General features: G+C 39.9%; 23 protein-coding genes. 13 read left to right on the top strand and 10 right to left on the bottom strand.

Annotated features, from left to right (window positions below):
* The first annotated feature begins 84 nt into the window (after window positions 1-84).
* The 3 genes from mbcS to SPD53_RS07490 all read left to right on the top strand — a co-directional run bounded on the left by mbcS (window position 85) and on the right by SPD53_RS07490 (window position 5,223).
* Window positions 85-1,662: an acyl-CoA synthetase MbcS gene (gene mbcS / locus SPD53_RS07500; RefSeq protein WP_336252142.1), complete on the top strand. Its 1,578-nt coding sequence runs from the start codon at window positions 85-87 to the stop codon at window positions 1,660-1,662.
* Between the two features lie 458 nt (window positions 1,663-2,120).
* Complete coding sequence (locus SPD53_RS07495) at window positions 2,121-4,253, top strand: ATP-dependent Clp protease ATP-binding subunit (protein WP_336252141.1); 2,133 nt, start codon at window positions 2,121-2,123, stop codon at window positions 4,251-4,253.
* A 97-nt stretch (window positions 4,254-4,350) separates the two neighbouring features.
* Window positions 4,351-5,223, top strand: a complete 873-nt coding sequence (locus SPD53_RS07490) for a ComEC/Rec2 family competence protein (protein WP_336252140.1) — start codon at window positions 4,351-4,353, stop codon at window positions 5,221-5,223.
* Window positions 5,224-5,710: 487 nt separating this feature from the next.
* Here SPD53_RS07490 and SPD53_RS07485 read toward each other — a convergent pair whose 3' ends face one another.
* From SPD53_RS07485 to SPD53_RS07460, 6 genes are all read right to left on the bottom strand, one after another.
* The gene (locus tag SPD53_RS07485) at window positions 5,711-6,490 is read right to left on the bottom strand and encodes an ABC transporter permease (protein WP_156856610.1); all 780 of its coding nucleotides are present in this window, start codon (window positions 6,488-6,490) and stop codon (window positions 5,711-5,713) included.
* Window positions 6,487-7,395, bottom strand: coding sequence for an ABC transporter ATP-binding protein (locus SPD53_RS07480; protein ID WP_156856678.1), 909 nt, complete (start codon window positions 7,393-7,395; stop codon window positions 6,487-6,489). Before SPD53_RS07480 ends, SPD53_RS07485 begins: the two co-directional genes overlap by 4 nt.
* A 2-nt stretch (window positions 7,396-7,397) precedes the next feature.
* Window positions 7,398-7,604 (bottom strand): PLD nuclease N-terminal domain-containing protein, encoded by a 207-nt coding sequence (locus tag SPD53_RS07475; RefSeq protein WP_156856609.1) that lies wholly within the window; start codon window positions 7,602-7,604, stop codon window positions 7,398-7,400.
* Between the two features lie 16 nt (window positions 7,605-7,620).
* Window positions 7,621-8,727, bottom strand: a complete 1,107-nt coding sequence (locus SPD53_RS07470) for a DUF1648 domain-containing protein (protein WP_336252139.1) — start codon at window positions 8,725-8,727, stop codon at window positions 7,621-7,623.
* Window positions 8,720-9,121 carry a GntR family transcriptional regulator gene (locus SPD53_RS07465; protein WP_156856607.1) on the bottom strand — a complete coding sequence of 134 codons (402 nt, stop codon included), beginning with the start codon at window positions 9,119-9,121 and terminating at the stop codon, window positions 8,720-8,722. Before SPD53_RS07465 ends, SPD53_RS07470 begins: the two co-directional genes overlap by 8 nt.
* Before the next feature lie 174 nt (window positions 9,122-9,295).
* A complete protein-coding gene (locus tag SPD53_RS07460) occupies window positions 9,296-9,709 on the bottom strand; it encodes a helix-turn-helix domain-containing protein (RefSeq protein WP_156856606.1) in 414 nt (137 codons plus the stop codon).
* Between the two features lie 161 nt (window positions 9,710-9,870).
* On the opposite strand from SPD53_RS07460, the gene SPD53_RS07455 reads away from it, so the two are divergent.
* Window positions 9,871-10,143: a hypothetical protein gene (locus SPD53_RS07455; protein WP_156856605.1), complete on the top strand. Its 273-nt coding sequence runs from the start codon at window positions 9,871-9,873 to the stop codon at window positions 10,141-10,143.
* A gap of 118 nt (window positions 10,144-10,261) precedes the next feature.
* On the opposite strand, the gene SPD53_RS07450 is transcribed toward SPD53_RS07455, so the two are convergent.
* A complete protein-coding gene (locus SPD53_RS07450; protein WP_156856604.1) occupies window positions 10,262-10,819 on the bottom strand; it encodes a GNAT family N-acetyltransferase in 558 nt (185 codons plus the stop codon).
* A 514-nt stretch (window positions 10,820-11,333) separates the two neighbouring features.
* Between SPD53_RS07450 and recX the strand changes: the two genes are divergently transcribed.
* Window positions 11,334-12,149, top strand: coding sequence for a recombination regulator RecX (recX, locus tag SPD53_RS07445; protein ID WP_156856603.1), 816 nt, complete (start codon window positions 11,334-11,336; stop codon window positions 12,147-12,149).
* Between the two features lie 80 nt (window positions 12,150-12,229).
* Window positions 12,230-12,565 carry a YfhH family protein gene (locus tag SPD53_RS07440; protein ID WP_336252138.1) on the top strand — a complete coding sequence of 112 codons (336 nt, stop codon included), beginning with the start codon at window positions 12,230-12,232 and terminating at the stop codon, window positions 12,563-12,565.
* Window positions 12,566-12,669: 104 nt separating this feature from the next.
* Here the strand turns inward: SPD53_RS07440 and SPD53_RS07435 are convergent, their stop codons facing one another.
* Window positions 12,670-13,656, bottom strand: coding sequence for a metal-dependent hydrolase (locus tag SPD53_RS07435; protein WP_336252137.1), 987 nt, complete (start codon window positions 13,654-13,656; stop codon window positions 12,670-12,672).
* Between the two features lie 121 nt (window positions 13,657-13,777).
* On the opposite strand from SPD53_RS07435, the gene mutY reads away from it, so the two are divergent.
* The 4 genes from mutY to SPD53_RS07415 all read left to right on the top strand — a co-directional run bounded on the left by mutY (window position 13,778) and on the right by SPD53_RS07415 (window position 17,652).
* Window positions 13,778-14,842 carry an A/G-specific adenine glycosylase gene (gene mutY, locus SPD53_RS07430; RefSeq protein ID WP_156856600.1) on the top strand — a complete coding sequence of 355 codons (1,065 nt, stop codon included), beginning with the start codon at window positions 13,778-13,780 and terminating at the stop codon, window positions 14,840-14,842.
* A 103-nt stretch (window positions 14,843-14,945) separates the two neighbouring features.
* On the top strand, window positions 14,946-15,113 hold the full coding sequence (locus tag SPD53_RS07425) for a gamma-type small acid-soluble spore protein (RefSeq protein ID WP_156856599.1): 168 nt from the start codon (window positions 14,946-14,948) through the stop codon (window positions 15,111-15,113).
* A 123-nt stretch (window positions 15,114-15,236) separates the two neighbouring features.
* Window positions 15,237-15,764: a nucleoside tri-diphosphate phosphatase gene (gene ntdP, locus SPD53_RS07420; protein ID WP_156856598.1), complete on the top strand. Its 528-nt coding sequence runs from the start codon at window positions 15,237-15,239 to the stop codon at window positions 15,762-15,764.
* 127 nt (window positions 15,765-15,891) lie between these two features.
* Entirely contained in the window at window positions 15,892-17,652 is a 1,761-nt protein-coding gene (locus SPD53_RS07415; protein WP_188856351.1) for an ABC transporter ATP-binding protein, read from the top strand.
* Between the two features lie 197 nt (window positions 17,653-17,849).
* On the opposite strand, the gene SPD53_RS07410 is transcribed toward SPD53_RS07415, so the two are convergent.
* Window positions 17,850-19,139, bottom strand: a complete 1,290-nt coding sequence (locus tag SPD53_RS07410) for a glutamate-1-semialdehyde 2,1-aminomutase (RefSeq protein ID WP_336252136.1) — start codon at window positions 19,137-19,139, stop codon at window positions 17,850-17,852.
* A gap of 318 nt (window positions 19,140-19,457) precedes the next feature.
* Between SPD53_RS07410 and bcp the strand changes: the two genes are divergently transcribed.
* From bcp to perR, 3 genes are all read left to right on the top strand, one after another.
* The gene (bcp, locus tag SPD53_RS07405; RefSeq protein ID WP_336252135.1) at window positions 19,458-19,931 is read left to right on the top strand and encodes a thioredoxin-dependent thiol peroxidase; all 474 of its coding nucleotides are present in this window, start codon (window positions 19,458-19,460) and stop codon (window positions 19,929-19,931) included.
* 34 nt (window positions 19,932-19,965) lie between these two features.
* Window positions 19,966-20,913 carry a D-2-hydroxyacid dehydrogenase gene (locus tag SPD53_RS07400; protein ID WP_336252134.1) on the top strand — a complete coding sequence of 316 codons (948 nt, stop codon included), beginning with the start codon at window positions 19,966-19,968 and terminating at the stop codon, window positions 20,911-20,913.
* Between the two features lie 167 nt (window positions 20,914-21,080).
* Window positions 21,081-21,524 (top strand): peroxide-responsive transcriptional repressor PerR, encoded by a 444-nt coding sequence (perR, locus tag SPD53_RS07395; protein ID WP_156856593.1) that lies wholly within the window; start codon window positions 21,081-21,083, stop codon window positions 21,522-21,524.
* Window positions 21,525-21,566: 42 nt separating this feature from the next.
* Here perR and SPD53_RS07390 read toward each other — a convergent pair whose 3' ends face one another.
* Window positions 21,567-21,947 (bottom strand): YgzB family protein, encoded by a 381-nt coding sequence (locus tag SPD53_RS07390; protein WP_156856592.1) that lies wholly within the window; start codon window positions 21,945-21,947, stop codon window positions 21,567-21,569.
* Window positions 21,948-22,402 lie beyond the last annotated feature (455 nt).

The following is a 22,402-nucleotide window of genomic DNA, read 5'->3' as shown; positions in this document are numbered from 1 at the left end:
CGATTTTTTTAGATTAAAATCATACCAAACTTTCTGATTCTTTGTTATAATAATGAAAACTCATAAGAAAGTGGTGGAGTCACGATGATGAGAGAGGATTTAATTGCACCTAAACAATATAATATTGCGATGGAAGTCGAGAAATATGCGAAAGATAAAAACAAGAAAGCACTTATTTGGCTAGATGAAAACAATAATAAAAAAGAGATTACATATCAGGCCTTAATACGGAATGTAAACAAAATCGGGAATGTATTCCTGAACAGTGGTTTACAGCGAGGAGATAAAATTCTCATCATCATGCCACGACTCATTGAAACGTACGAAGTCTATTTAGCAGCATTAAAAACAGGAATCATAATTATTCCAAGCTCCGAAATGCTGAAGGCCAACGAATTGGAATATCGGATCCAACACGGGGAAGTTAGTGGCGTTGTAGCTTTTCATGAATCTACAAGCGAGGTAGGGAAAGTGCCTAATTTTGCGGAACTAAAGAAATTTTCTGTGGGACATACCGTTGATGGATGGGATTTTCTCGATGAAGCAAAAGCGAGTGCCAGTGATGAACTTGAAATGGCAGATACGACCAGGGAGACAATCGCATTTTTGCCATATACCTCGGGAACAACAGGAAATCCAAAAGGTGTTGTGCACACACATGCTTGGGGATTTGCTCATTTAAAGACAGCGCCAGAAAATTGGCTTGGCGTGGAAGAGGATGATTTAGTGTGGGCAACGGCAGGTCCAGGCTGGCAAAAATGGATCTGGAGTCCGTTTCTATCCGTACTAGGAACAGGAGCGACTGGATTTATTTATAGCGGTAAATTTGAACCGTCCAAATATCTGGAGCTCCTTCAGGATAATGAAATCAATGTGCTCTGTTGTACACCAACAGAATACCGTTTAATGGCGAAAGTCGAACATCTTGAAGATTATAAGCTGCCACATTTACGTAGTGCCGTCTCTGCTGGAGAGCCGCTAAACGTGGAAGTAATTGATACTTTCCGCAAGCATTTTGGGATTATGGTACGTGACGGCTACGGTCAGACAGAAAATACTCTACTCCTTGGCATTACGAAAGATATGGAAGTAAAGCCAGGTTCCATGGGCAAGCCAACGCCAGGTAATGAAGTGGAAATTATTGACGAAGATGGCAATATTGCAGATGTAAATATAGTTGGGGACATCGCAGTCCATATCGACAGTCCAGCTCTTTTCCGTGAATATTATAAGGATATGGAACGGACAAAAGCATCCCGACGAGGAGATTTTTATATTACCGGAGATCAGGCGCGCAAGGATGAGGACGGCTATTTCTGGTTTGAAGGCCGCCGGGATGATATCATTGTCAGCTCGGGGTATACGATTGGACCTTTTGAAGTAGAGGATGCGCTTGTGAAACATCCATTTGTTCAAGAATGTGCGGTAGTGGCAAGTCCAGATAAGGTTCGCGGAAGTATTGTAAAAGCATTTATCGTATTAAAGCAAAATGTGGACAAGAACGACCCAGGTTTGATTAAAGAATTACAAGATCATGTGAAACGTGAAACGGCACCATTCAGGTATCCGAGAGAAATAGAATTTATTGATGAACTTCCGAAAACATCTTCAGGGAAAATAAGAAGAATCGAATTACGTCAGAGAGAAATGAAGAACTTGTAAAATCTGATTTCTAGAATCATTAGTTTCCCAGGCGCACATTTTGGGTATACTACTATAGAATACTTAGAAGTGAGGGATGATAGATGGCTGCTAAAAATATCTACTCAACCTTCTTGACGAATTGTCAATTGTTAGTTTTACGGAAGAAATAAAGGAATCAATTTTTGGGATAACGATTATAAAAATGATGCTAAAAATATGAAATGAAAAAAGCAGATGAGATGAAACGACTCTCAATCTGCTTTTTCGTTCTATCGGAAACTATAAAATAAAATTGCTGTGGGTGATTTAGGTGTTCAGGGCTAGCCATGTCCGCTCTTTTCCCACGATAAATTTTTTTAGAAAAAGTTAGGCAAAACACTTGAAAGTCAAAATAGGTCAGAGTATAATGTAGTTAAAGTCAAAGATAGTCAAAGTCAAATTTGATCAATATAAAACTACTTTAGGAGGAATGTAAGATGAAATGTCAACATTGCGGTCAGAATGAAGCAAATGTAAATGCGTCTGTTTTTGTGAACGGACAGCGTATGGAAATGCATCTATGTAACTCCTGTTTACGTGAAATACAAGGAAATATGATGAACCAGGCAAATAATTTCTTCTCTAATTTTAATCAAGGGCAAAATCCGTTTGAAAATCAATTCTTCCAAGCTGGAGGAAATGGACAAACAGGTGCACGTACAAAACAGCAAACAAGAAAACGTGAAGGTCTACTTGACCAATTAGGGAAAAATCTAACTGATTCAGCACGAGCAGGAGAAATCGATCCGATTATCGGACGCGATCAGGAAATTAAACGAGTCATTGAAACATTGAACAGAAGAAGTAAAAACAATCCGGTCCTTATCGGGGAACCAGGTGTAGGTAAAACGGCAATTGCAGAAGGTCTAGCACTACGAATTGTCGAAGGTACTGTTCCAAGTAAGTTACTCTCTAAAGAAGTATACTTGCTGGATGTCGCCTCTTTAGTTGCCAATACTGGTATTCGTGGTCAGTTCGAGGAACGAATGAAGAAACTGATCACAGAACTCCAGGAAAGAAAAGATGTCATCCTATTCATTGATGAGATCCACTTAATTGTAGGGGCAGGTACAGCAGAGAGTTCACAAATGGACGCAGGAAACATTCTTAAACCCGCTCTTGCCCGTGGGGAAATGCAATTAATTGGGGCAACGACACTTAAAGAATATCGTCAAATTGAAAAAGATCCGGCACTCGAACGTCGCCTGCAGCCAGTTATTGTAAAAGAACCGACGCTTGAACAAACGGTACAGATTTTACATGGAATTAAAGATCGCTATGAAGCGTTCCATGAAGTGAATTATTCTGATGATGTTATTGAAGCTTTTGCTACATTATCAGATCGCTATATCCAAGATCGTTTCTTGCCGGATAAGGCGATTGATTTAATGGATGAAGTCGGCTCCCGCTTGAATTTAAAAAATTCACAGCAAGATGCAAACTCCTTGCAACAACGCTTGGATGAAATTGTGAAGGAAAAACAAGAAGCAGCCGAACGCGAAGATTACGAACTTGCGGCAAATCTCCGTTACCAAGAAATCCAATTACAGAAACAATTGGAGAAAGCGGATGACAATGAAAAAGTTACCGATGTAACAGTAGCAGATATTGAATTGATCGTTGAAGAAAAAACAGGGATCCCGGTAACGAAAATGCAAGCAGAAGAACAAAAGCAGATGAAGGGCCTTGCAACCCATTTACGTGGCAAAGTAATTGGACAAGATGAAGCGGTGGACAAAGTTGCTAAAGCAATCCGTCGTAGTCGTGCAGGCTTGAAATCGAAAGAACGTCCAATTGGTTCCTTCCTCTTCGTAGGTCCGACTGGTGTCGGTAAAACGGAACTGACGAAAGTTCTTGCAGAAGAATTATTCGGTAAACGTGACGCACTCATCCGTCTTGATATGAGTGAGTACATGGAGAAACATTCCGTGTCCAAGATTATCGGTTCACCACCAGGATATGTAGGCCATGAAGAAGCAGGCCAGCTAACCGAGAAAGTCCGTCATAATCCGTATTCCATCATTTTGCTGGATGAGATTGAAAAAGCACATCCAGACGTGCAAAATATGTTCCTGCAAATTATGGAAGATGGCCATTTGACAGACTCCCAAGGTAGAATGGTGAGCTTTAAAGAATCCGTCATAATTATGACAAGTAATGCTGGTACAGGTACGAAGAAAGTCAATGTTGGTTTCAATAACACACATGACGCCGTTTCGACCTTGGAAAACTTAAGTGATTTCTTCAAACCAGAGTTCTTGAACCGTTTCGATGCGATTGTAGAGTTCAACGAATTAACAAAAGAAAACTTATTATCTATTCTTGACCTTATGCTGCATGAGCTTGAAGAAACGATTGAGGAAAATGATATTGAAATCACAATTACAAGTGCAGCGAAAGAAAAACTGGTCGAACTTGGATACGACCCACGCTTCGGTGCAAGACCATTACGTCGTGTCATCCAAGATAAAATTGAAGACCAACTTACTGATTTAATTCTTGAGTCCGAATCCGTGGATAAGGTTCATATTGATGTAAAAGAAGATGAAATAATAGTAAAACAGGCTTAAAACTTGTTAATCCCGCCGCCCTAGTGCAGCGGGATTTTTTTCATGCTCATAAGCGGAATATTTCGGAGCAAAATAAGAGGAAGAAAGGGTGGTACCGATGAAAAAAGTACTCCATTTATTCTTCCTTTTATTACTTATGATCCCGCAAATTACATATACAGCACCAAACAGCGGCTTACGCGTCCATTTTATTGATGTTGGGCAAGGGGACAGTATGTTAATTGAAACTCCTGATAATCGGGCAATCTTAATCGATGGCGGTGTTCCTGAAGCGGGAAGTAAGCTCATATCATACTTAAAGGAGCAACACATCGAAGAAATTGATTTAATGATTGCGACCCACCCGGATTATGATCATATTGGCGGATTAATCGATGTGTTGGAGCATTTTCCTGTACGGAAAGTCTTGGAGAATGGAGAGGTTCAATTGACGAAAACCTTTGCCAAATATCGGTTCTATCTTTTCAAAGAACAAGTTCCCGTACAAATCGCTCAAGCAGATGACAAAATCATGTTAGCAGAAGATGTGCAACTGCACATTCTACATGCGGCAGATGAACATGCGGAAAATAGGAATCAATCAGCCATAGCGTTCAAGTTGTCCTATAATGAAATAGACTTTCTCTTTATGAGTGATGTGGAAGCGGAACAGGAAGAGGCAATTGCTGAAAAGTATGATGTCAATTCGGAAGTTTTAAAAGTCGCCCATCATGGCTCGAATTCCAGTAGTACATTAAAATTTCTCAAAAAAGTAAATCCAGAGGTGTCGATTATTACGTATAGTGCTTCGAATGATTACGGACATCCAGTCGAACGGGTAATTAACAATTTGGCCAAAGTTGAGAGTCAAATCTTCTCGACAGCCGGCTATGGTAATATAATAGTCGAGACGGACGGTAAACAGTATATTGTGATTCCTGAAATGCAGCCGATAGAAAGGTTCCTGAAAAGAATTAAGGATAGGGAATAAGAAAAAACCAGCAAATGATGCTGGCTTTTTTCGTGTTTCTTGAAGTGTGCAGGCTACTTGATTGGAATAAATCCAGTTTACTTTTCCATTGTAAAGAGCATGTGGCTTTATTGAGAAAATAAATCCCTTTTATTTTCCCATTGTATAGAGCAAGCGATTGGATTGGGCAAATAACTCTCGTTTATTTTCCCATTGCATATAGCATGCGACTAGATTGGGCAAATAACCCCTGTTTCCTTTCCCATTACATAGAGCATTCGGCTAAATTGGGAAAATAAATCCTGTTTCCTTTCCCATTACATAGAGCATTCGGCTAAATTGGGAAAATAAATCTCGTTTATTTTCCCATTGCATAGAGTAAGCAGCTTAATTGGGCAAACAAACTCCATTTACTTTCCCACCAAGGCGAATAATCTGCCTGTTTAGGAAAATAAAAACCTGGTTTCTTCCTACTCTAACATTTAACTTCAATTATGATAGACGCGGTTTAGGATGCGTGTTCTTTTGTCTGGAAGATATAAATACTCCAGACAAGCAGGAGAGCGCAGATGCTAATCGTTGTTACTGCTGAGCCGATGAGCGCTCCTGAGATGTCGCCGGTTTGCAAATAGTGCAAGGCGTGGTTTGAAAGATTGCTCGGGCTGTAATTCAATTTTTGTCCGAACATGCTTGTTACAACGCTCAAAACTATAATTGTTGCAATGGTACTGAACGCGACAAGTCCAGGTGATCTGAATACCGTATTATAAAAAATCGATAGTGTTACAACGAGGACGAACCAGAGTCCGTAAAAGAAAAGAAGGAGCAAAAAATCCCCGATTGGTATGAACTCATAGAGCATCCCGATATAATACCAGGCGAACAGCATGCTTACGATATAGGATACGAGTACGAGTGCGAGCAGAGCTGTCCATTTACTCATAATATAAGCCGTATAGGATACGGGCTTTACAAGAATCAGTTCCGCAATTCCGGATTTTCTTTCACCAGCAATCGTGCCCATGGAAATAAGAACGAAAATTAATATTCCTAAACTGCTGAGCTGACTTATACTCATCATGATGGCGTCAATCCCGGTGACTTGAGGCATCTCGAAAATCGCTCCGTCGGGGAGTCCACCGACTGCATCGAGAATTTGCGGTAAATAATAGTTTGATACAGGATCCATGACGGCAAGGAGAATGAGAACGATGGGTACCCAAATCCATTTCCTATCCCGAAAGTTACCAAGCAGTTCTTTCTTAACAAGCGTTTGCCACTGTCTCATTTCTTCACCGCCTTCATAAATAGGTCTTCAAGAGAAGCACGATTTAAATTAAAACCGATAATTGGCCAATTCTCTTCTGCTGCAGCTTGGAAAATCTCTTTCCGAGCTTGAGCAATATCAGCTACTGGAATTTTTATAATTTGCCGTTCGAGCGTACAGTCAGTTATACCCGGAAGTTGTTTTAGCTTCTCTAAATATCTTTGAGGATTTTCTTGAAATTCAACTTCAATGACAGACGTTTGATATTTTTCCCGTAACGCTTCCATTGAACCCGCCTCATTGATTTCTCCATCATGAAGCAAAAGAAGCTCATCACAAACTTCTTCGGCATCATTTAGGATATGGGTTGAGAAAAGAATCGTCATTTCTTTTTTCAACCGTTCGAGTAAGGTTAATACGTCGCGCCGGCCGATTGGATCAAGGGATGAAACTGGTTCATCAAGCAGCAGGAGTTGTGGAGAGTGGATAATCGCTTGGGCAATTCCGAGACGCTGCTTCATCCCTCCGGAAAAATCGCTAATCCGTTTGTCAAGTGCATTTGTAATCCCAACTTGTTCTGCTAAATCTTCTGCACGTCTCGCTGCTTCTTCTTTTGTCAGGCCAGCGATTTCTCCACTGAAAAGCAGAAATTCACGTGCGGTCATCCAACTAGGGAAAACAGGATACTGTGGCAAGTAGCCGATAAATTTACGAATATCCGCATTTGTTTCTTTACCGGAAAAAGTAACAGCACCATCCGTCTGTTTCAGCAGTCCAGCAAGGATCCGTAAGATTGTCGTTTTCCCGGCGCCATTCGGTCCAATTAGTGCAATACACTTCCCTTCAGGAAGAGAGAAGTCCACACCACGTACAGCAGTCATATTTTTGTACTCTTTACGTAAGCCTGTTACGGATAGGATGCTCATCATTATTTTCTCCTTCCAAAGATAAAGTATAGAATCGGTCCAATCATCGTGAGGACTAGGATGATAACAAGCCATACCCAACGGTTACCCCGGACATTTTCTTCCTGTTTGATCCAGTCGAAAACTGCTACGACTATTAAGATTCCTTGGATAAAAAATATTGGCAAAATCAATCCCAAATTAATAGATTCCATCGCAAATTCATTCATATTTATCCCTCCAATTTTAACTGAATAATAGTGGAATAAGAATCGCAAACCCGATAATTAGAATAAGTGTCATCCATGCTAAAGGACGAGCGAAATTAATCGTCCATCCGACACCGAATCTTTTTTCAAGAAATAATGCAGGATCATTCCTGTTGAAATAGATGACCCCAAGCTTCCAATATTTATCGTCATCGCGATTAATTGTTTTCCCATCATTAATCATTGTTCCATACTTTATTCGGCTCCCACCTTGACCCGTCGTAAACGAAAGGTAAATGGCTCCACCGATGAGCAAGACTGTGAAGCTCAACGTGATCATCAGAAAGACTTCAGGGCTAAAGTTAAAAAATAGGCTGATCTGCGCAAAGGCAAGGAGTAAGGTTAAGGCAATACCGCCGATAATGGTAAAAAGTGACCACCTTCTACGGAACATTGCATTTTGTTTCAATGATTTCTCCGGATTTTCACTATCTATCTGCTGCTTTGCCCAAGATATAATTGTATTTACAAATAAAAAGATTAGAGTCATATAAAGCATTAGAACTGGAAAAAGCAGTGCAGAGCGATATGATTTGTCCGTCCAGGTTGTTACTTCACCAGAGAAATTATATTGCATTGGAATTCGTTCAGGAAGTATATGATAATTTTTAAAGGTGAAAAATATAACGATAAATGTAGTGAAAAACGAGATTAAAAACCAGAGATTTGAATATCTTAATTTATCCTGGTAGAAATTCGTGCTAATAAAAAGACGCTCGCTTTTTCCTTCATTCCAATTTCTTTTTTCTTTCAGCTTTTTCATCTCAAGGTGGAATTTCAAATAAATGAGAAAGCTGACTAGTAGATATAAGATAATGGTAATGGCTAACTGGATTCCCAACACCTGTTCAGATACGTTCCAGTCTAAAGCGAATAAAACAATTAATAGAAGCAGGGCAAATATACTTGTGTATCCTGCATACTGCTTCCTCATTTTCTTTAACTCAGCGCTAGGATAAATTTTCTGGGGAATCGTAACTCCAAAGCTTTCCGTTCTCCGCGTCCAGTAAGGGATGAACGTAATCGTTACTACTACTGGAATAAAAATCGTTAAAACGATGATTGGAAATAGGAACTCATTCATCTTCTCCACCTTCTTTCGTTAAAATTTGTTCATATACTTCTTGAGATAAACGGGCAAATTCCTCTGCACTAAAATCATGGACGATCGCTTCCGCAATGAGGGGCCGTAACGTTGCTTTAAGATTTGTGCGGTACGTTTTATCAGCCTTAAGAAAGCCGTCCGGATGAATCATCACTCCCCGGCTGCGGTGAATCTGGATATATCCTTCTTGCCGCAGCTGTTGATAAACTTTATTCACCGTGTGCAAATTAATTCCAATATCAGCAGCAAGTGCCCGAACAGAAGGCAAATCATCCCCAGGCCGCAAACTCCCCCGCGCAATCCCCTCAATAATCTGCTCCTTCAACTGAACATAAATCGGCTTATCCCCAGCCATATCTAGCTCTAAAAACATACACCCACCCACCTTTCACTGGGACACGGGGTCAGAGCATCTGTCCCACCCGTTTGTCTGTTATACTACTAATATAACAGACAAACGAATTTTAAACAATAGGCATAAGCACCCTTTGCACCATACGTGAGAATGTTGAACAACAAAAAAGAGAGCAGTCTTCCTGCTCTCTTTTCAAATTTGTTCATATTGATCGATTATGCTTGCTAATAGCTTTTGAACCGATATTTGCTTTTTAATGGATAATTGCTGTAGACGATAAATTTGTTCTTTCAATTCAGGGAACTTCATCATATATTCCACAAGTTTAACAGCCTCATCATCAAATTCAACCGATTTGGAACGGTAAATCCGTTTAAATTCCTTCATCAATTCCTCGTGGTATGTATAATTGCCTACAAGATTATCGAGTGTAATGTTAAATACACTGCTAAGTTTAATTAAACTCTGTATATCAGGGGTCAGCTGGTTGTTTTCCCATTTTGTCACGGTAGAACGGGAAATCATTAATTGATCAGCAAGTCTTTGCTGTGTCCATTTTTTCTGTTCCCTTAAAAATTTTATATTGTAAGCGATTTGTTCAATCATTTAAGCATCACTACTTTTTTTAGAATCATATAATCGTTTAGACAATACATATGGTATCACGCAAAAAGACAATAAGTTCCACTACGCTTGTTCATTTAGTTAACATATGATAATATGTTCCTGATTAGAACGAAGGAGGTGATACTTTGTCACTAGGTTGCATGGTGTTATATCATCCATTAATCTCAAGTTATACAAAGAGCTTGCTATTACGAAGTGTGTTTAACAATCAGAGAATTGAAATAGAAGTGTTGGATAAGAAAACGACAATCATCTATCTTGAAGGGGTGGAGAAGTGTCAGGTTTGGCAGGCGACAATGGATTTTGAGAGCTCGGGTATCCAGACGGTGTATGCTTTCGAACATACAAAGGAAAGAGCATTGGAAGAAGCACTGAAGCAGTTTAAGACAGATAAGGAGAATCTAACTCAGTAACGGTGTATAGGAGCAAATAAAACACCAAAGCTGCCAGATATATCTGAACCAGCTTTGGTTATTTTAATATACGGCCTTTATTAGGGGGGAAGGATCCCCCACTGAATGAAGTTTCACTTTATGAAACCTCTATACCACTCGCTGCTGTTTCTACAGGTACGAATTGTTTGTAGGAGACATAGCTTTCCTTTGATATAACGAATAAATCATAAATCTCCTCATCTGGATTGACTTTCGCGAACACTTCAGGATAGGTTTCATTAGCTAATGCGATATATGGAAGCTTTAATACGGCTTTTAAGGAGCGGATATTCGTTTTACGAACCTTCATGAATATACCATCTATCCCTTGGGTGAAAAATAACTCGTCAAAAAACATATCCTTTGCCTGACGGTTATACCCTTTGCCAAAATAAGGCTTCCCAATCCAAGTGGCGAGGAATCCGTGATTCTCTTCAATATCAAATAAATTGATTGTACCAATCGGCTGCCCGAATTCATCTAGAATCGTTCGCGAAATCAACTCTTGGTTTTGTTCGGCTTCGATCGTCTGTCTTGTTACAAAATAAAATTCATCCAATGTGTCGGCTTTTTGTCTAACGTAGGGAAATACTTCAGGATGTGTCATCAATTCATACAGAACTGGCACCTCTTGTAATTCACGCATTTTTAGCATAAAAAAACCCTCCTTTATTCCAGGTGGGTATTATTCAAGGTGCAGCCACTAAAACAAGCGGTCCTCCTGAATCCTACCCACGAATTTTTATCCACGATATTACGTTAAAACTTGCGATAAACAAAAATTCGGGGTGGGAATCGAACCCACTAGAACCAGTATGAACATACCGGTGGCGCACCATTTGCCTTCCCTATTAAATTTCTTAATCGTACGGAATGCTGTAAGCCGTCATCTCTTTTCTACATGATGTAATCAATTTACTTAACTCATTCTACAACGGATTTTACAAAATGTGAATGGGTTTTTTAAAAAAATATTATTAAAAATTTTTTACTGATTTTGTTTCTTTTTCGTCTGATTTTTCTGCCGGGATTAAAGTATCCAAAGGCCCTGTGTCAAGCCTTCGAAAGCAACTTATGATCGGTTAATGAAAAACAAATTTGGGTGGATGCTGAACATTCACTGCCCCTTCTCTTTTCATGATAAAATAGGATGGAAGGGGTGAAGGATTTTGAAAAAAATTACCCGAATCACAACGCAACAGAAAAATACGAGCCGTTATAACATATTCCTTGATGATGGAAATGGTGAAGCTTTTGCATTCGGTGTCGATGAAGCAGTACTAATCGAATTCAGGCTGCGTAAGGGATTGGAACTAGATGAAGAGACAATCAAGAAAATAACGCAAAAAGAAAGGCTCCATCAGTTCTATACCCAATCTATTCATTTTTTAAGCTATCGAATGCGGACAAAAAAAGAAATTTATGACTATTTAATGAAGAAGGAATTAGAGCCTGAGTATATAGAGAAAATCATCGAGCGCCTGACGAAAGAAAAACTGCTGAACGATCGGGAATTTGCCGAAATGTTCATCCGCACCAGAATGAACACCTCGTCGAAAGGTCCAAAGCTGATTGAGCAGGAATTAAAAGAAAAAGGTGTCAGTGCGGCAATTATTGCAAGTGTCATTCCGATGTATGGGTATGAGGAGCAATATGATAAGGCGTATAAGTTTATGGAAAAGAAACTTCGGCAATCCACAAAGCATGCTTTTCGTAAACGGATGGAACAGCTTCAGATGAACTTGATTCAGAAAGGTTTTGCTAGCGATGTTGTGAAAGATGTTGCCTCGGAGTTTTTCGGTGAATTGGATACAGATGAAGAATGGGATGCTCTTGTTTTCCAAGGGGAGAAATTGGTGAGGAGACATGCAGCGAAGTTTTCCGGTTATGAGCTCCGAAACAAGATTAAAGAGGGATTGTACCGGAAAGGATTTCCCTTCGATTTAATTGAGCGGTTTATTGAAGAACAGATCGAACAGGAATAACAAATTTTCCCGCGAGGAGTTTGATTATTCCCTTCCTGGTGAAAAGTTGGTAAGCTAGAAGAAGGATAGGGGGAAACGACATGAATTATCGATATAGTGATTACTCCGTGGAGCAACTATATAAAGAAATTGGGGAATTAAAAGAAAAAGCACTGAAAGCGGAGCAGCAAGGGAATATTTCCGAAGTACAGATTAATGAAAGGAAAATGCAGGTTGCCATTTCCTACACGATGACCCCAGATGAATTCAAACCAGAAGAAATTTATCAATTGAAGATGGAGCCAGGTTTCCGATTTCAGATTGAGTACATAAACGGTATATTTGCTTGGGGATATCGAATTAATTTGCTTGATGAACGATATGAAGCGATAGAAGCATTGCCGATTTCACTACTTGGCAAAAAGGTGGATAAATAAAAGAACAACAGGATAGCCTGCTGTTCTTATTTGGTATTATTATCTACATAAGGTTGTCACCTAATAGCTTGGTGACAACCTTCGTTTTCTAACGATAAATCAATTTAGGCGAGCGTGTCACTAGCATATAATTTCCGCTGCAGCTTATGCTCAGAGAAGATCCAACCTGTGTAGGAACTGATAACTTCAAGGTCTGGGTTGATTTTCACTACAGCGACAAATGGATAATAATCATTCGAGCGGTAGCGAAGGTCAATCAGTCTTACTTCGGTATAGGCATCGAACTCATTGATTTCCCAGCGGTAAACGGGGGAGAAGTTCAAGAATGCAGCAATATTTTCATCCGTCTTCGCTGTTTCAATAAGTGGAATTTCCGGTAAGGATATTTTCTCGAATTCATCTACAATTTCAATATGACGATTTTCCACTTTACCTACATAGAACCGATTTTTCGTCGTAATTGCGACCCGCCAATAATTTTGCTTTAATGTTGGTGAAGTTGTAATCTCTACTGTATCAGGAAAATGTTCTTTGATTTTATGAACGATTTCCCGTTTATCCAAGTATCGTTTAATATAGTAGAGGATGATGACCGTATAAATCGTGATCCACGTATAGGCGGGATTTGCCCCGAGTGACCAGGCGATGATTCCGACAACGTTCAATGTGAAAATATATGGATCGAACGTGTTGATGAAGCCTTTTGCAATCCATTTATTCGTAAACGGCCGGAAAGCTTGAGTTCCGTATGCATTGAAGAGATCAACTGTCACGTGAATGATCACGGCAAGGGCAGTCCAGAGCCATAAATGAAGAAAGCTTACTTCTGGGACGAATAAGTATATACCACCGGAAACGAGTAGCCCCCATAGGATAACGGCTGGGATCGAATGGCTTGCTCCTCTATGGTGCCGGATGTAGGTGGCGTTATCTTTCATTTTAAATACGGTATCAAAGTCTGGTGCATGGGACCCGACAATTGTTCCGACGAGTACAGCGTTAAAGAGCATTGGATCGCTCTGTACAACGGGGTCTAATGTTGCAAGTCCTGCAAGTGAGACGCCCATTACAATATGTGTAGCGGTATCCATAATTAAGGACACTTCCTATCGTTTTAATTATTATTAATCAATGTTCATAGTCAAAAACAGCAATAATTTTTTAGGTTACTTTTAATCGTATACATCAATTGTACCAAAGGAAGGTGGCACAATGGTAGAAGATATTTTACAAAATTTTAACATAAAAGCATTCGAATCTGATTTATTAACTTGGTATCATGAAAATAAGCGCATGCTCCCTTGGAGAGAGTCGAGGGACCCTTATCGTATTTGGGTATCTGAGATCATGCTGCAACAAACCAAAGTAGATACTGTTATCCCTTATTTTAAACGTTTTATGGAGAAATATCCAACCGTATACTCACTCGCAGAAGCCCCAGAAGAAGAAGTATTGAAAGAGTGGGAAGGGTTAGGATATTATTCACGGGCGAGGAACTTACATACAGCGGTACAGGAAGTCGTGGAAAATTATGGGGGAACCATTCCGGATGAAAAGAAGGAGTTGGGAAGCTTAAAAGGTGTCGGCCCCTACACTCAAGGAGCAATTCTGTCTATTGCATTTAATCAGCCAGAACCAGCCGTGGATGGAAATGTCATGCGCGTATTTTCCCGTTTGTTATTAATTAATGATGATATCGCTCGTCCGCGAACGAAAAAACATTTTGAAACAGTCGTTAGGGAAGTGATTTCAAAAGAAGATCCATCATCTTTTAATCAGGCGATTATGGACCTTGGTGCAACAATTTGCACACCGAAGTCACCTGCTTGCCTCGTCTGTCCCGTACTAGAACATTGCCGTGCCTTTGAAGTCGGTGCTCAAGCCGAATTACCAGTAAAATCGAAGGCGAAAAAACAAAAGCCAATATTTTATGCAGCACTAAAGGTGAAAAATGCGGACGGCAATTATTTAATTGAAAAACGACCGGAAACGGGATTGCTTGCGAATATGTACCAATTTCCAATGGTTCCGCTCAGCGAAGTTGCTCTAATCGATATCCCGAAGTGGTTTAAAAAAGAATATGGTGTTGATGTTAGGCTTGGGAAACGGGACGGCGATTTGAAACACGTCTTCAGCCATTTAATATGGGATATCGAAATTTACGAAGCCCAAACAGATGCGATCGAAGTGGCAGACAACCGCCTCCGTCTGGCGAGCCCAGACGAAATGAAAAAACTACCATTTCCTGTATCGCATTTAAGAATCCGCGGTTTTTAGACATTTTGGTGCCTAGTGCCTCTCCAAGCTTTCCAGAAGTAATATTTTCCTCCGTATAGTCCTGCGAGAAATGGATAAATTAACAACTACGGAGGTGATATTGATGGCTAACAACAACCCTAAAAACTCTAAGGCGGGCACCAATGTACAAAAAGTAAGACAGCAAAACCAAATGGCACAGCAAGGTCAATATGGGACAGAGTTTGCTTCTGAGACTGATGCACAAGAAGTAAAACGCAAAAACCAAAAGTCTCAACAAAACAAAAAATAACTTGGATAAAAAAGAGCTTCCGTTATAGGAGGCTCTTTTCCTTTATATTTTATATCATTCCCTTTATAATAGATAAGATATAAAAAGAAAAGAGTAATTAACGTAAAAGGAAGGTTGATCCAAGTGGTTGCTCCGGAGCCTGGTTCTAGAATAGAAATACAAAGCTATAAACATAATGGGACGGTTCATCGCATATGGGAAAGCAGCCTAGTTTTAAAAGGTACGGAGTCAGAAATAATCGGGGCAAATGATCGGACAAAGGTGAAGGAAAGTGATGGTAGAGTATGGTTGACAAGGGAACCGGCAATCTGTTATTTCCATTCCGAACACTGGTTTAATATTATCGGCATGATCCGAAATAACGGCATACATTATTATTGCAATCTTAGTTCTCCATTCATATATGAAGATAAAGCCCTGAAATATATTGATTATGATTTGGATGTGAGAGTGTTTCCGGACATGACGTATGAGCTGCTTGATGAAGATGAATATGATCTCCATAGGAAATTGATGAATTATCCGATTGAAATCGACCGGATCTTACAAAAAAACTTAAGATTATTGAAACATTGGATCCATCAGCAGAAAGGTCCCTTCGCACCGGATTTCGTCGATAATTGGTATGAACGATACCTTACATACCGTTAGATTGAAATCGATCTAAATGCTTTGTTACAAATTGTAGCAAGGCATTTTGTTTTACAAGTGAAAGGAAAAAGGTTAACAATAGATGGGTAACTATTATTTATAGCACGTATAAGAGGAAGATGACTGCATGAGTAGTATTAGACAATATATGGAATTTGTAAAGCCATATAAGTGGAAGATTTTCCTGACGATTTTAATCGGGATTTTAAAATTCGGAATCCCTTTGTTAATGCCACTGATACTTAAATATGTCCTTGATGATATTATTTATGTGGAGACATTGACAACGGATGAGAAAGTAACCCAACTTTTATGGGTAATGGGAATCGCCTTTCTGATATTCTTAATCATCCGTCCACCGATTGAATATGCCAGACAATATTACGCCCAGTGGGTCGGAAATACGGTTCTTTTCGATATTCGTGATAAGCTTTTTGACCATATTCAAAAGCTCAGTTTAAAATATTATTCGAAGACAAAATCCGGTGAAATAATTTCCCGGGTAATAAATGATGTCGAACAAACGAAGAATTTCGTGATGACCGGGTTAATGAACGTGTGGCTGGATTTAATTACTATATTTATTGCACTTGGCATCATGTTTGCTATGGATATTCCGTTAACACTCGTCGCTATTGCGCTCTTTCCGTTTTTCGGATTTGCAATTAAATATTTTTATAGTCGACTCAGGCAGCTTACAAGAGAACGGTCACAGAAATTGGCAGAGGTTCAGGGCCATCTCCATGAACGAATTCAAGGAGTACCTGTCACCCGTAGCTTCGCGTTGGAGGATTATGAGCAGGAACAATTTGGTAAGCGAAACTCTGGCTTTCTGAATAAAGCCCTAGAACATACAGACTGGAATGCGAAAACATTTGCCGTCACGAACACAATCACAGACCTTGCTCCACTGCTCGTGATTGCTTATGCAGGTTACCAGGTGATTAATGGGAATGTGACAGTCGGTACGATGGTTGCCTTTGTCGGGTTCATGGACCGGGTGTATAGCCCGTTACGCCGTTTAGTCAACTCATCCACTGTCCTAGTCCAATCAATTGCTTCGATTGACCGGGTATTCGAATTCATGAATGAAAAATATGATATTACGGATAAAGAGGGCGCCGAGCAATTGGACCGAGTGGAAGGTACGGTGGAGTTCGAACATGTTTCATTCCATTATGATGAGGATGAATTGCAAGTACTGAAAGATGTGAACCTCAAAGTGGAAAAAGGGGAAACCGTTGCCCTTGTTGGAATGAGCGGTGGCGGGAAATCAACACTTATTAGCTTGATTCCGCGTTTTTACGATGTGACCGGTGGAGCAATCCGAGTAGACGGTACAGATATTCGGGATGTAAAAGCACGCTCTTTACGGAATAATATTGGGATGGTTTTACAGGACAATATTTTATTTAGTGAATCGATTGCAATGAATATCCGAATGGGGAATCCGTATGCCTCGGATGAAGAGGTAATTGAAGCGGCAAAAGCAGCGAATGCCCATGATTTTATTATGAGTCTCCCGAAAGGCTATGATACATTAGTCGGTGAACGAGGAGTGAAATTATCCGGTGGTCAGAAACAACGAATCGCAATCGCCCGTGTATTCTTGAAAAACCCACCAATTCTCATATTCGATGAAGCAACATCAGCTCTTGACTTGGAGAGTGAATCATTGATCCAGGAAACGATGGAAAAACTTGCTGCGGAGCGGACAACTTTTATCGTTGCCCATCGCCTTGCTACCATTACCCATGCCGATACAATCGTCGTTATCGAAAACGGGAAAATCGTGGAAAAAGGTTCACATGAAGAGTTAATGAAGAAACAAGGAAGTTACTTTGATTTATATGAAATCCAGAATTTAGATAATGGTATCAAGATATAAAAAACAGGAAGAAATCCGTTAAAAGATTTCTTCCTGTTTTTGTTCTATCTCATCCAGCTCCAGTGCCCAGCGACTATCGGATTTCCTTTACCTCCGTACGATAAGTCAACATCAGCTCCCTTTGGTCGCTGTGTTTCCTTTATCTTCTCCGGCTCAGTCCAATCCGTACGTCGCTAAACGGGCGTTTCCGCTCTTGATTATCTCATTTGTTCAAAGGCTCGGTCAACAGCTGCGATTGTGTCATCAATATCTTTCTCTGTATGCTCCGTCGTTAGGAACCAGGCTTCGTATTTCGATGGGGCCAAGTTTATTCCTTCATGTAGCATCAGTTGGAAGAACTTCGCGAAAGCCTCACCGTCGGTTGCCTCGGATTCCGCGTAGTTTGTTACTTCTTCTGTACCGAAGAACACGGTTAATGCTCCGCGCAGACGATTGATTGTAATATCAATTTGATGTTTCGCTGCTTTTTCTAAAATACCTGCTTCAAGCTGTGCACCAAGCTTCTCCAACCTGTCGTAAACACCTTCTTCTTGAAGCACTTCCAAACAGGCAATCCCCGCAGCCATGGATAACGGGTTACCTGACATCGTGCCTGCCTGATAAGCTGGACCGAGCGGGGCAACTTGTTCCATTATATCTTTGCGCCCGCCATAAGCACCGATTGGCAAGCCGCCACCGATGATTTTACCCATTGCTGTCATATCCGGTTCGACACCGTACACTTGCTGGGCACTTCCATAAGTGAAGCGGAATGCAGAAATGACTTCATCATAAATAACGAGTGCACCTGCCGCGTGGGCAAGGTCATTTACGCCTTGAAGGAACCCGTCATGTGGTGTCACGATTCCAAAGTTCCCGACAATCGGTTCCACAAGAACTGCAGCTACTTGATCCTTCCATTTTTCTAATGCTTCTTTTAGTCCTGCTAAATTATTGAAAGGAACAGTGATGACATCATTGGCCGTTGTTTGTGGAACACCAGCTGAATCCGGTGTTCCTAATGTGGAAGGTCCTGAGCCTGCTTCAACGAGCACTGCATCAAAATGTCCGTGGTAGCACCCAGCGAATTTGATGATTTTATCTCGTCCGGTATATGCACGAGCGACACGGATAGTTGTCATTACTGCTTCTGTTCCCGAGTTATTAAAACGGACTTTTTCAAGGGAAGGAATTGCCTCTTTTAACATTTTCGCAAATTTATTTTCAAGACTCGTTGGTGCTCCGTAAAGCACCCCTTTTGCCGCTTGTTCTTGAATCGTTTTCGTTATATGTGGGTGTGCATGTCCCGTAATGATTGGACCATATGCCGCTAAATAATCAATATATTTATTTCCGTCGACATCGTAAAAATAAGGACCTTCAGCACGATCCATATAGACAGGTGAACCACCACCTACTGCTTTATAAGAGCGGGAAGGGGAGTTCACTCCGCCGACAATATGTTCTAATGCTTCTTGATGCAATTTTTCTGATGTTTGATGATTCATCGTTAAGCCTCCTTGTTCATGAGTTATTACAGTAATACATATAATGAATAGATGCCTATTTACTATATCAAATATTATCATTTCGTACATAATGAATTAAAGCATTTTTTAAGGAATCCAGTTACTGTCTATGATATAGTGGGTATAAAGTAGAACTTCATTCTGTGGGGCTGTACTTCACTTTCACGGAATGTTAGTCGAACGAACCGGGCAGTTACTGGTTGCTGCAACTCCCACTTAGAAACTGAAATGTCTGCTGGAGCTTGATGTGGGGGCTATACCCAGTTACACCGCGATAAAAGAGATGGAGGAATTTTCATGACAGTTGAATTAGGAAAAGAAGTTAACAATTTCATTATACAGAATCAGTCCGGAGAGGAAATCAGTTTGAGTGATTATAGGGGGAAATATGTCATTCTTTATTTTTACCCGAAAGATATGACGCCAGGCTGTACAACGCAGGCTTGTGATTTTAGAGATAATCATGAGAAATTCAGTGAGCTGGATGCAGTGATTCTTGGAGTAAGTCCAGATCCGGTGGAAAGACATCAGAAATTCATCGAAAAACATGATTTGCCGTTTGAATTATTGGCGGATGAGAACCATGAATTAGCTAAAGCCTTTGATGTTTGGAAGTTGAAGAAGAATTTTGGACGAGAATATTATGGAGTTGAACGCTCTACTTTTATTATTGATAAAGAAGGAAAGTTATTAAAAGAATACCGTAAAGTCCGAGTGAAAGGGCATGTGGAAGAGGCACTGGAATATTTACGTGATGAAGTTCATGCATAATAGAACATAATCTATAGGGATGAGGAGTGATTTCATGATTGTATTTTCAGCTAAAGTAGCAGACAAGCATCAAGAAAAATTGATAAAGACTTTTCCAGAGCAGCAATTTATTTTTGGCGAAACTGATGCAGAAGTGGAGAGGCATTTGAAGAAGGCAGAAGTATATGTTACGTACGGAAATGATGTGACGGAAGAGTTGCTTGAAAAAGCACCTAACGTAAAATGGATCGCTTGCTTATCTGCGGGAGTGGATGGCTTTCCGTTTGAACGCTTGAAAGAAAAGGGGATCCTGCTTACAAACGCGCGAGGCATCCATAAGACGCAAATGGCCGAATATGCAATTGCAATGCTTCTTCAAGTATACCGCAATTCGAAAACCATTATTGAAAATGAGCGTCATTCCAAGTGGGATAAAGGAGTAAGGGTTCGAGAAATTACCGGAAAGACATTACTCATCCTTGGAACAGGTGCAATCGGTGGCGAAACTGCAAGACTGGCGAAAGCATTTCAAATGAATGTAATAGGAATTTCCCGGAGCGGGAAAGCAGCTGAGCATTTTGATGAAGTATATAACACAGCGGAATTACTGCATATTTTACCTAAAGCGGATTTAATTGTTTCTGTTCTACCGAGTACAGAGGAAACGAAACAGCTTTTAACTTATGAACATTTTAAAGCAATGAAAGAATCCGCCGTGTTTTTAAATATGGGCCGAGGAGATGTATTGGTTGAAGAAGATCTGCTGCGGGCGATACGCAACGAAGAAATTGGCCATGCTGTTCTTGATGTCTTTAAAGAGGAGCCACTCCCTAAAGAGCATGGCTTCTGGAAAGAAGAGAATATTACAATCACCCCACACATCTCTGGTCTATCTCCAGAATATGTGAAACGGGCATTGGATATCTTCCATAAGAACCTTGCCGTATATGTAAGTAATAAGGGTGAATACATCAATAAAATTGATTTAACTCGCGGTTATTAATTAATATTAGCAGATAATTGATAAGTTTTCACTATTCTCAAGCTACTTATATTGACTAGAATTGAGAATAACGGTACACTGATTATAAAGATTATTAATTAATAATATAAGTTGTATGTTATATTATCTATTAGATTGAATATTTAATTGAAAGCGAGGTTGCTGTGATGTCTGAAAAAAGACTGCGAGATGCGATTGATACATTAAAAGAATCAGGCGTCCGGATTACTCCACAACGTCATGCAGTTCTCGAATTCCTTCTAAGTTCGATGACTCACCCTACAGCGGACGAGATTTATAAAGGGCTGGAGGGGAAGTTTCCTAATATGAGTGTTGCAACAGTTTACAATAATTTACGTGTGTTGAAAGAAATCGGGCTCGTACGTGAACTAACCTATGGAGATTCCTCCAGCAGGTTTGATTGCACTACAACCGACCATTACCATATTATTTGTAACAGTTGCGGTAAGATTGTAGATTTTCATTACCCATCATTGGATGAAGTAGAATCTCTGGCAGAACAAGTAGCGGGCTTTAACATTAGCCACCACCGCCTGGAATTGTATGGAACTTGTGAAGAGTGCAGTAAGGTAGCAACAGAGAAACATTAATTTAAACTAAAGTCACCTGGGATGATACCCCGGGTGACTTTTTTAATCGGTTGATTGATTTTTTTGTTTGGCATATTTACGTTTATTGTATTTCTCGTCAAACTCCATACCTTCTAAATCTTTATCTAATGTGAGCGGTTGTTTGCAGTGCATGCACGCATCAACCCGTCCGAGCATTTTTGTCGGTTTCTCACAACTGGGACATATTATCGGGACGGCTCGGAGCGAGAGTGTACCGATCCATAAATAGACAATTAAGCTCGCGAAGATTGCTAATAGACCAAATATGAAGAAGATAACCATCAACCATTCTCTACTTTTGAAAATCAAACCTACATACATAAGAAGAATTCCAGCAAAAATCAAGATTAAAGCAAATGAACGGATTTTATTTATTTTACTCGAATAGACTAATTGTGACATGTTTTTTCAGATTCCTCCCTTAGTATTCCATTTGTAGTATAGCATATTTTCTTTGAAATTGAGGATTAAAAGGTTAGGGATTCGTGACAGGTTCGGATTCTAGTAAAATAAAAATGAGAAATGGAATCATGATGTCATTTTACTACATAATAGAAGCGTTTATTTTCTTGTTTTGAACGTAATTAAAAGATAATTTAGATTTTCTTTATTTCGTTGACTTCCAATTTATATCATGGTACATTAATAATCGTCGTCAAAAGCGAAAGAGATTCAAATGACTTAGCGACAATAAATAAAAAATAGTCGTTGACAGGATATTACATTCATGTTATATTAGATAAGTCGCCGTTAAGAAAACGGCAGAAAATTTGCTCTTTGAAAACTGAACAAAACAACCAGTATGAAAAAAGAGGTAAGAAGAAACGTTGGATTTATCTAACGAGTGCTTTTTATAT

The organism is Oceanobacillus sp. MO10714A, assembly GCF_037072045.1.
Classification (GTDB): Bacteria; Bacillota; Bacilli; order Bacillales; family Amphibacillaceae; genus Oceanobacillus; species Oceanobacillus indicireducens.
The sequence above is the reverse complement of the archived record's forward strand: the minus strand, read 5'-3'. Positions and strand labels throughout refer to the sequence as shown.

Bases quoted from the DNA above. Each gene is read 5' to 3' on its own strand.
- mbcS (WP_336252142.1), top strand. From the start codon at position 85: ATGATGAGAGAGGATTTAATTGCACCTAAACAATATAATATTGCGATG.
- SPD53_RS07495 (WP_336252141.1), top strand. From the start codon at position 2,121: ATGAAATGTCAACATTGCGGTCAGAATGAAGCAAATGTAAATGCGTCT.
- SPD53_RS07490 (WP_336252140.1), top strand. From the start codon at position 4,351: ATGAAAAAAGTACTCCATTTATTCTTCCTTTTATTACTTATGATCCCG.
- SPD53_RS07485 (WP_156856610.1), bottom strand. From the start codon at position 6,490: ATGAGACAGTGGCAAACGCTTGTTAAGAAAGAACTGCTTGGTAACTTT.
- SPD53_RS07480 (WP_156856678.1), bottom strand. From the start codon at position 7,395: ATGAGCATCCTATCCGTAACAGGCTTACGTAAAGAGTACAAAAATATG.
- SPD53_RS07475 (WP_156856609.1), bottom strand. From the start codon at position 7,604: ATGAATGAATTTGCGATGGAATCTATTAATTTGGGATTGATTTTGCCA.
- SPD53_RS07470 (WP_336252139.1), bottom strand. From the start codon at position 8,727: ATGAATGAGTTCCTATTTCCAATCATCGTTTTAACGATTTTTATTCCA.
- SPD53_RS07465 (WP_156856607.1), bottom strand. From the start codon at position 9,121: ATGTTTTTAGAGCTAGATATGGCTGGGGATAAGCCGATTTATGTTCAG.
- SPD53_RS07460 (WP_156856606.1), bottom strand. From the start codon at position 9,709: ATGATTGAACAAATCGCTTACAATATAAAATTTTTAAGGGAACAGAAA.
- SPD53_RS07455 (WP_156856605.1), top strand. From the start codon at position 9,871: ATGGTGTTATATCATCCATTAATCTCAAGTTATACAAAGAGCTTGCTA.
- SPD53_RS07450 (WP_156856604.1), bottom strand. From the start codon at position 10,819: ATGCTAAAAATGCGTGAATTACAAGAGGTGCCAGTTCTGTATGAATTG.
- SPD53_RS07440 (WP_336252138.1), top strand. From the start codon at position 12,230: ATGAATTATCGATATAGTGATTACTCCGTGGAGCAACTATATAAAGAA.
- SPD53_RS07435 (WP_336252137.1), bottom strand. From the start codon at position 13,656: ATGGATACCGCTACACATATTGTAATGGGCGTCTCACTTGCAGGACTT.
- mutY (WP_156856600.1), top strand. From the start codon at position 13,778: ATGGTAGAAGATATTTTACAAAATTTTAACATAAAAGCATTCGAATCT.
- SPD53_RS07425 (WP_156856599.1), top strand. From the start codon at position 14,946: ATGGCTAACAACAACCCTAAAAACTCTAAGGCGGGCACCAATGTACAA.
- SPD53_RS07415 (WP_188856351.1), top strand. From the start codon at position 15,892: ATGAGTAGTATTAGACAATATATGGAATTTGTAAAGCCATATAAGTGG.
- SPD53_RS07410 (WP_336252136.1), bottom strand. From the start codon at position 19,139: ATGAATCATCAAACATCAGAAAAATTGCATCAAGAAGCATTAGAACAT.
- bcp (WP_336252135.1), top strand. From the start codon at position 19,458: ATGACAGTTGAATTAGGAAAAGAAGTTAACAATTTCATTATACAGAAT.
- SPD53_RS07400 (WP_336252134.1), top strand. From the start codon at position 19,966: ATGATTGTATTTTCAGCTAAAGTAGCAGACAAGCATCAAGAAAAATTG.
- perR (WP_156856593.1), top strand. From the start codon at position 21,081: ATGTCTGAAAAAAGACTGCGAGATGCGATTGATACATTAAAAGAATCA.
- SPD53_RS07390 (WP_156856592.1), bottom strand. From the start codon at position 21,947: ATGTCACAATTAGTCTATTCGAGTAAAATAAATAAAATCCGTTCATTT.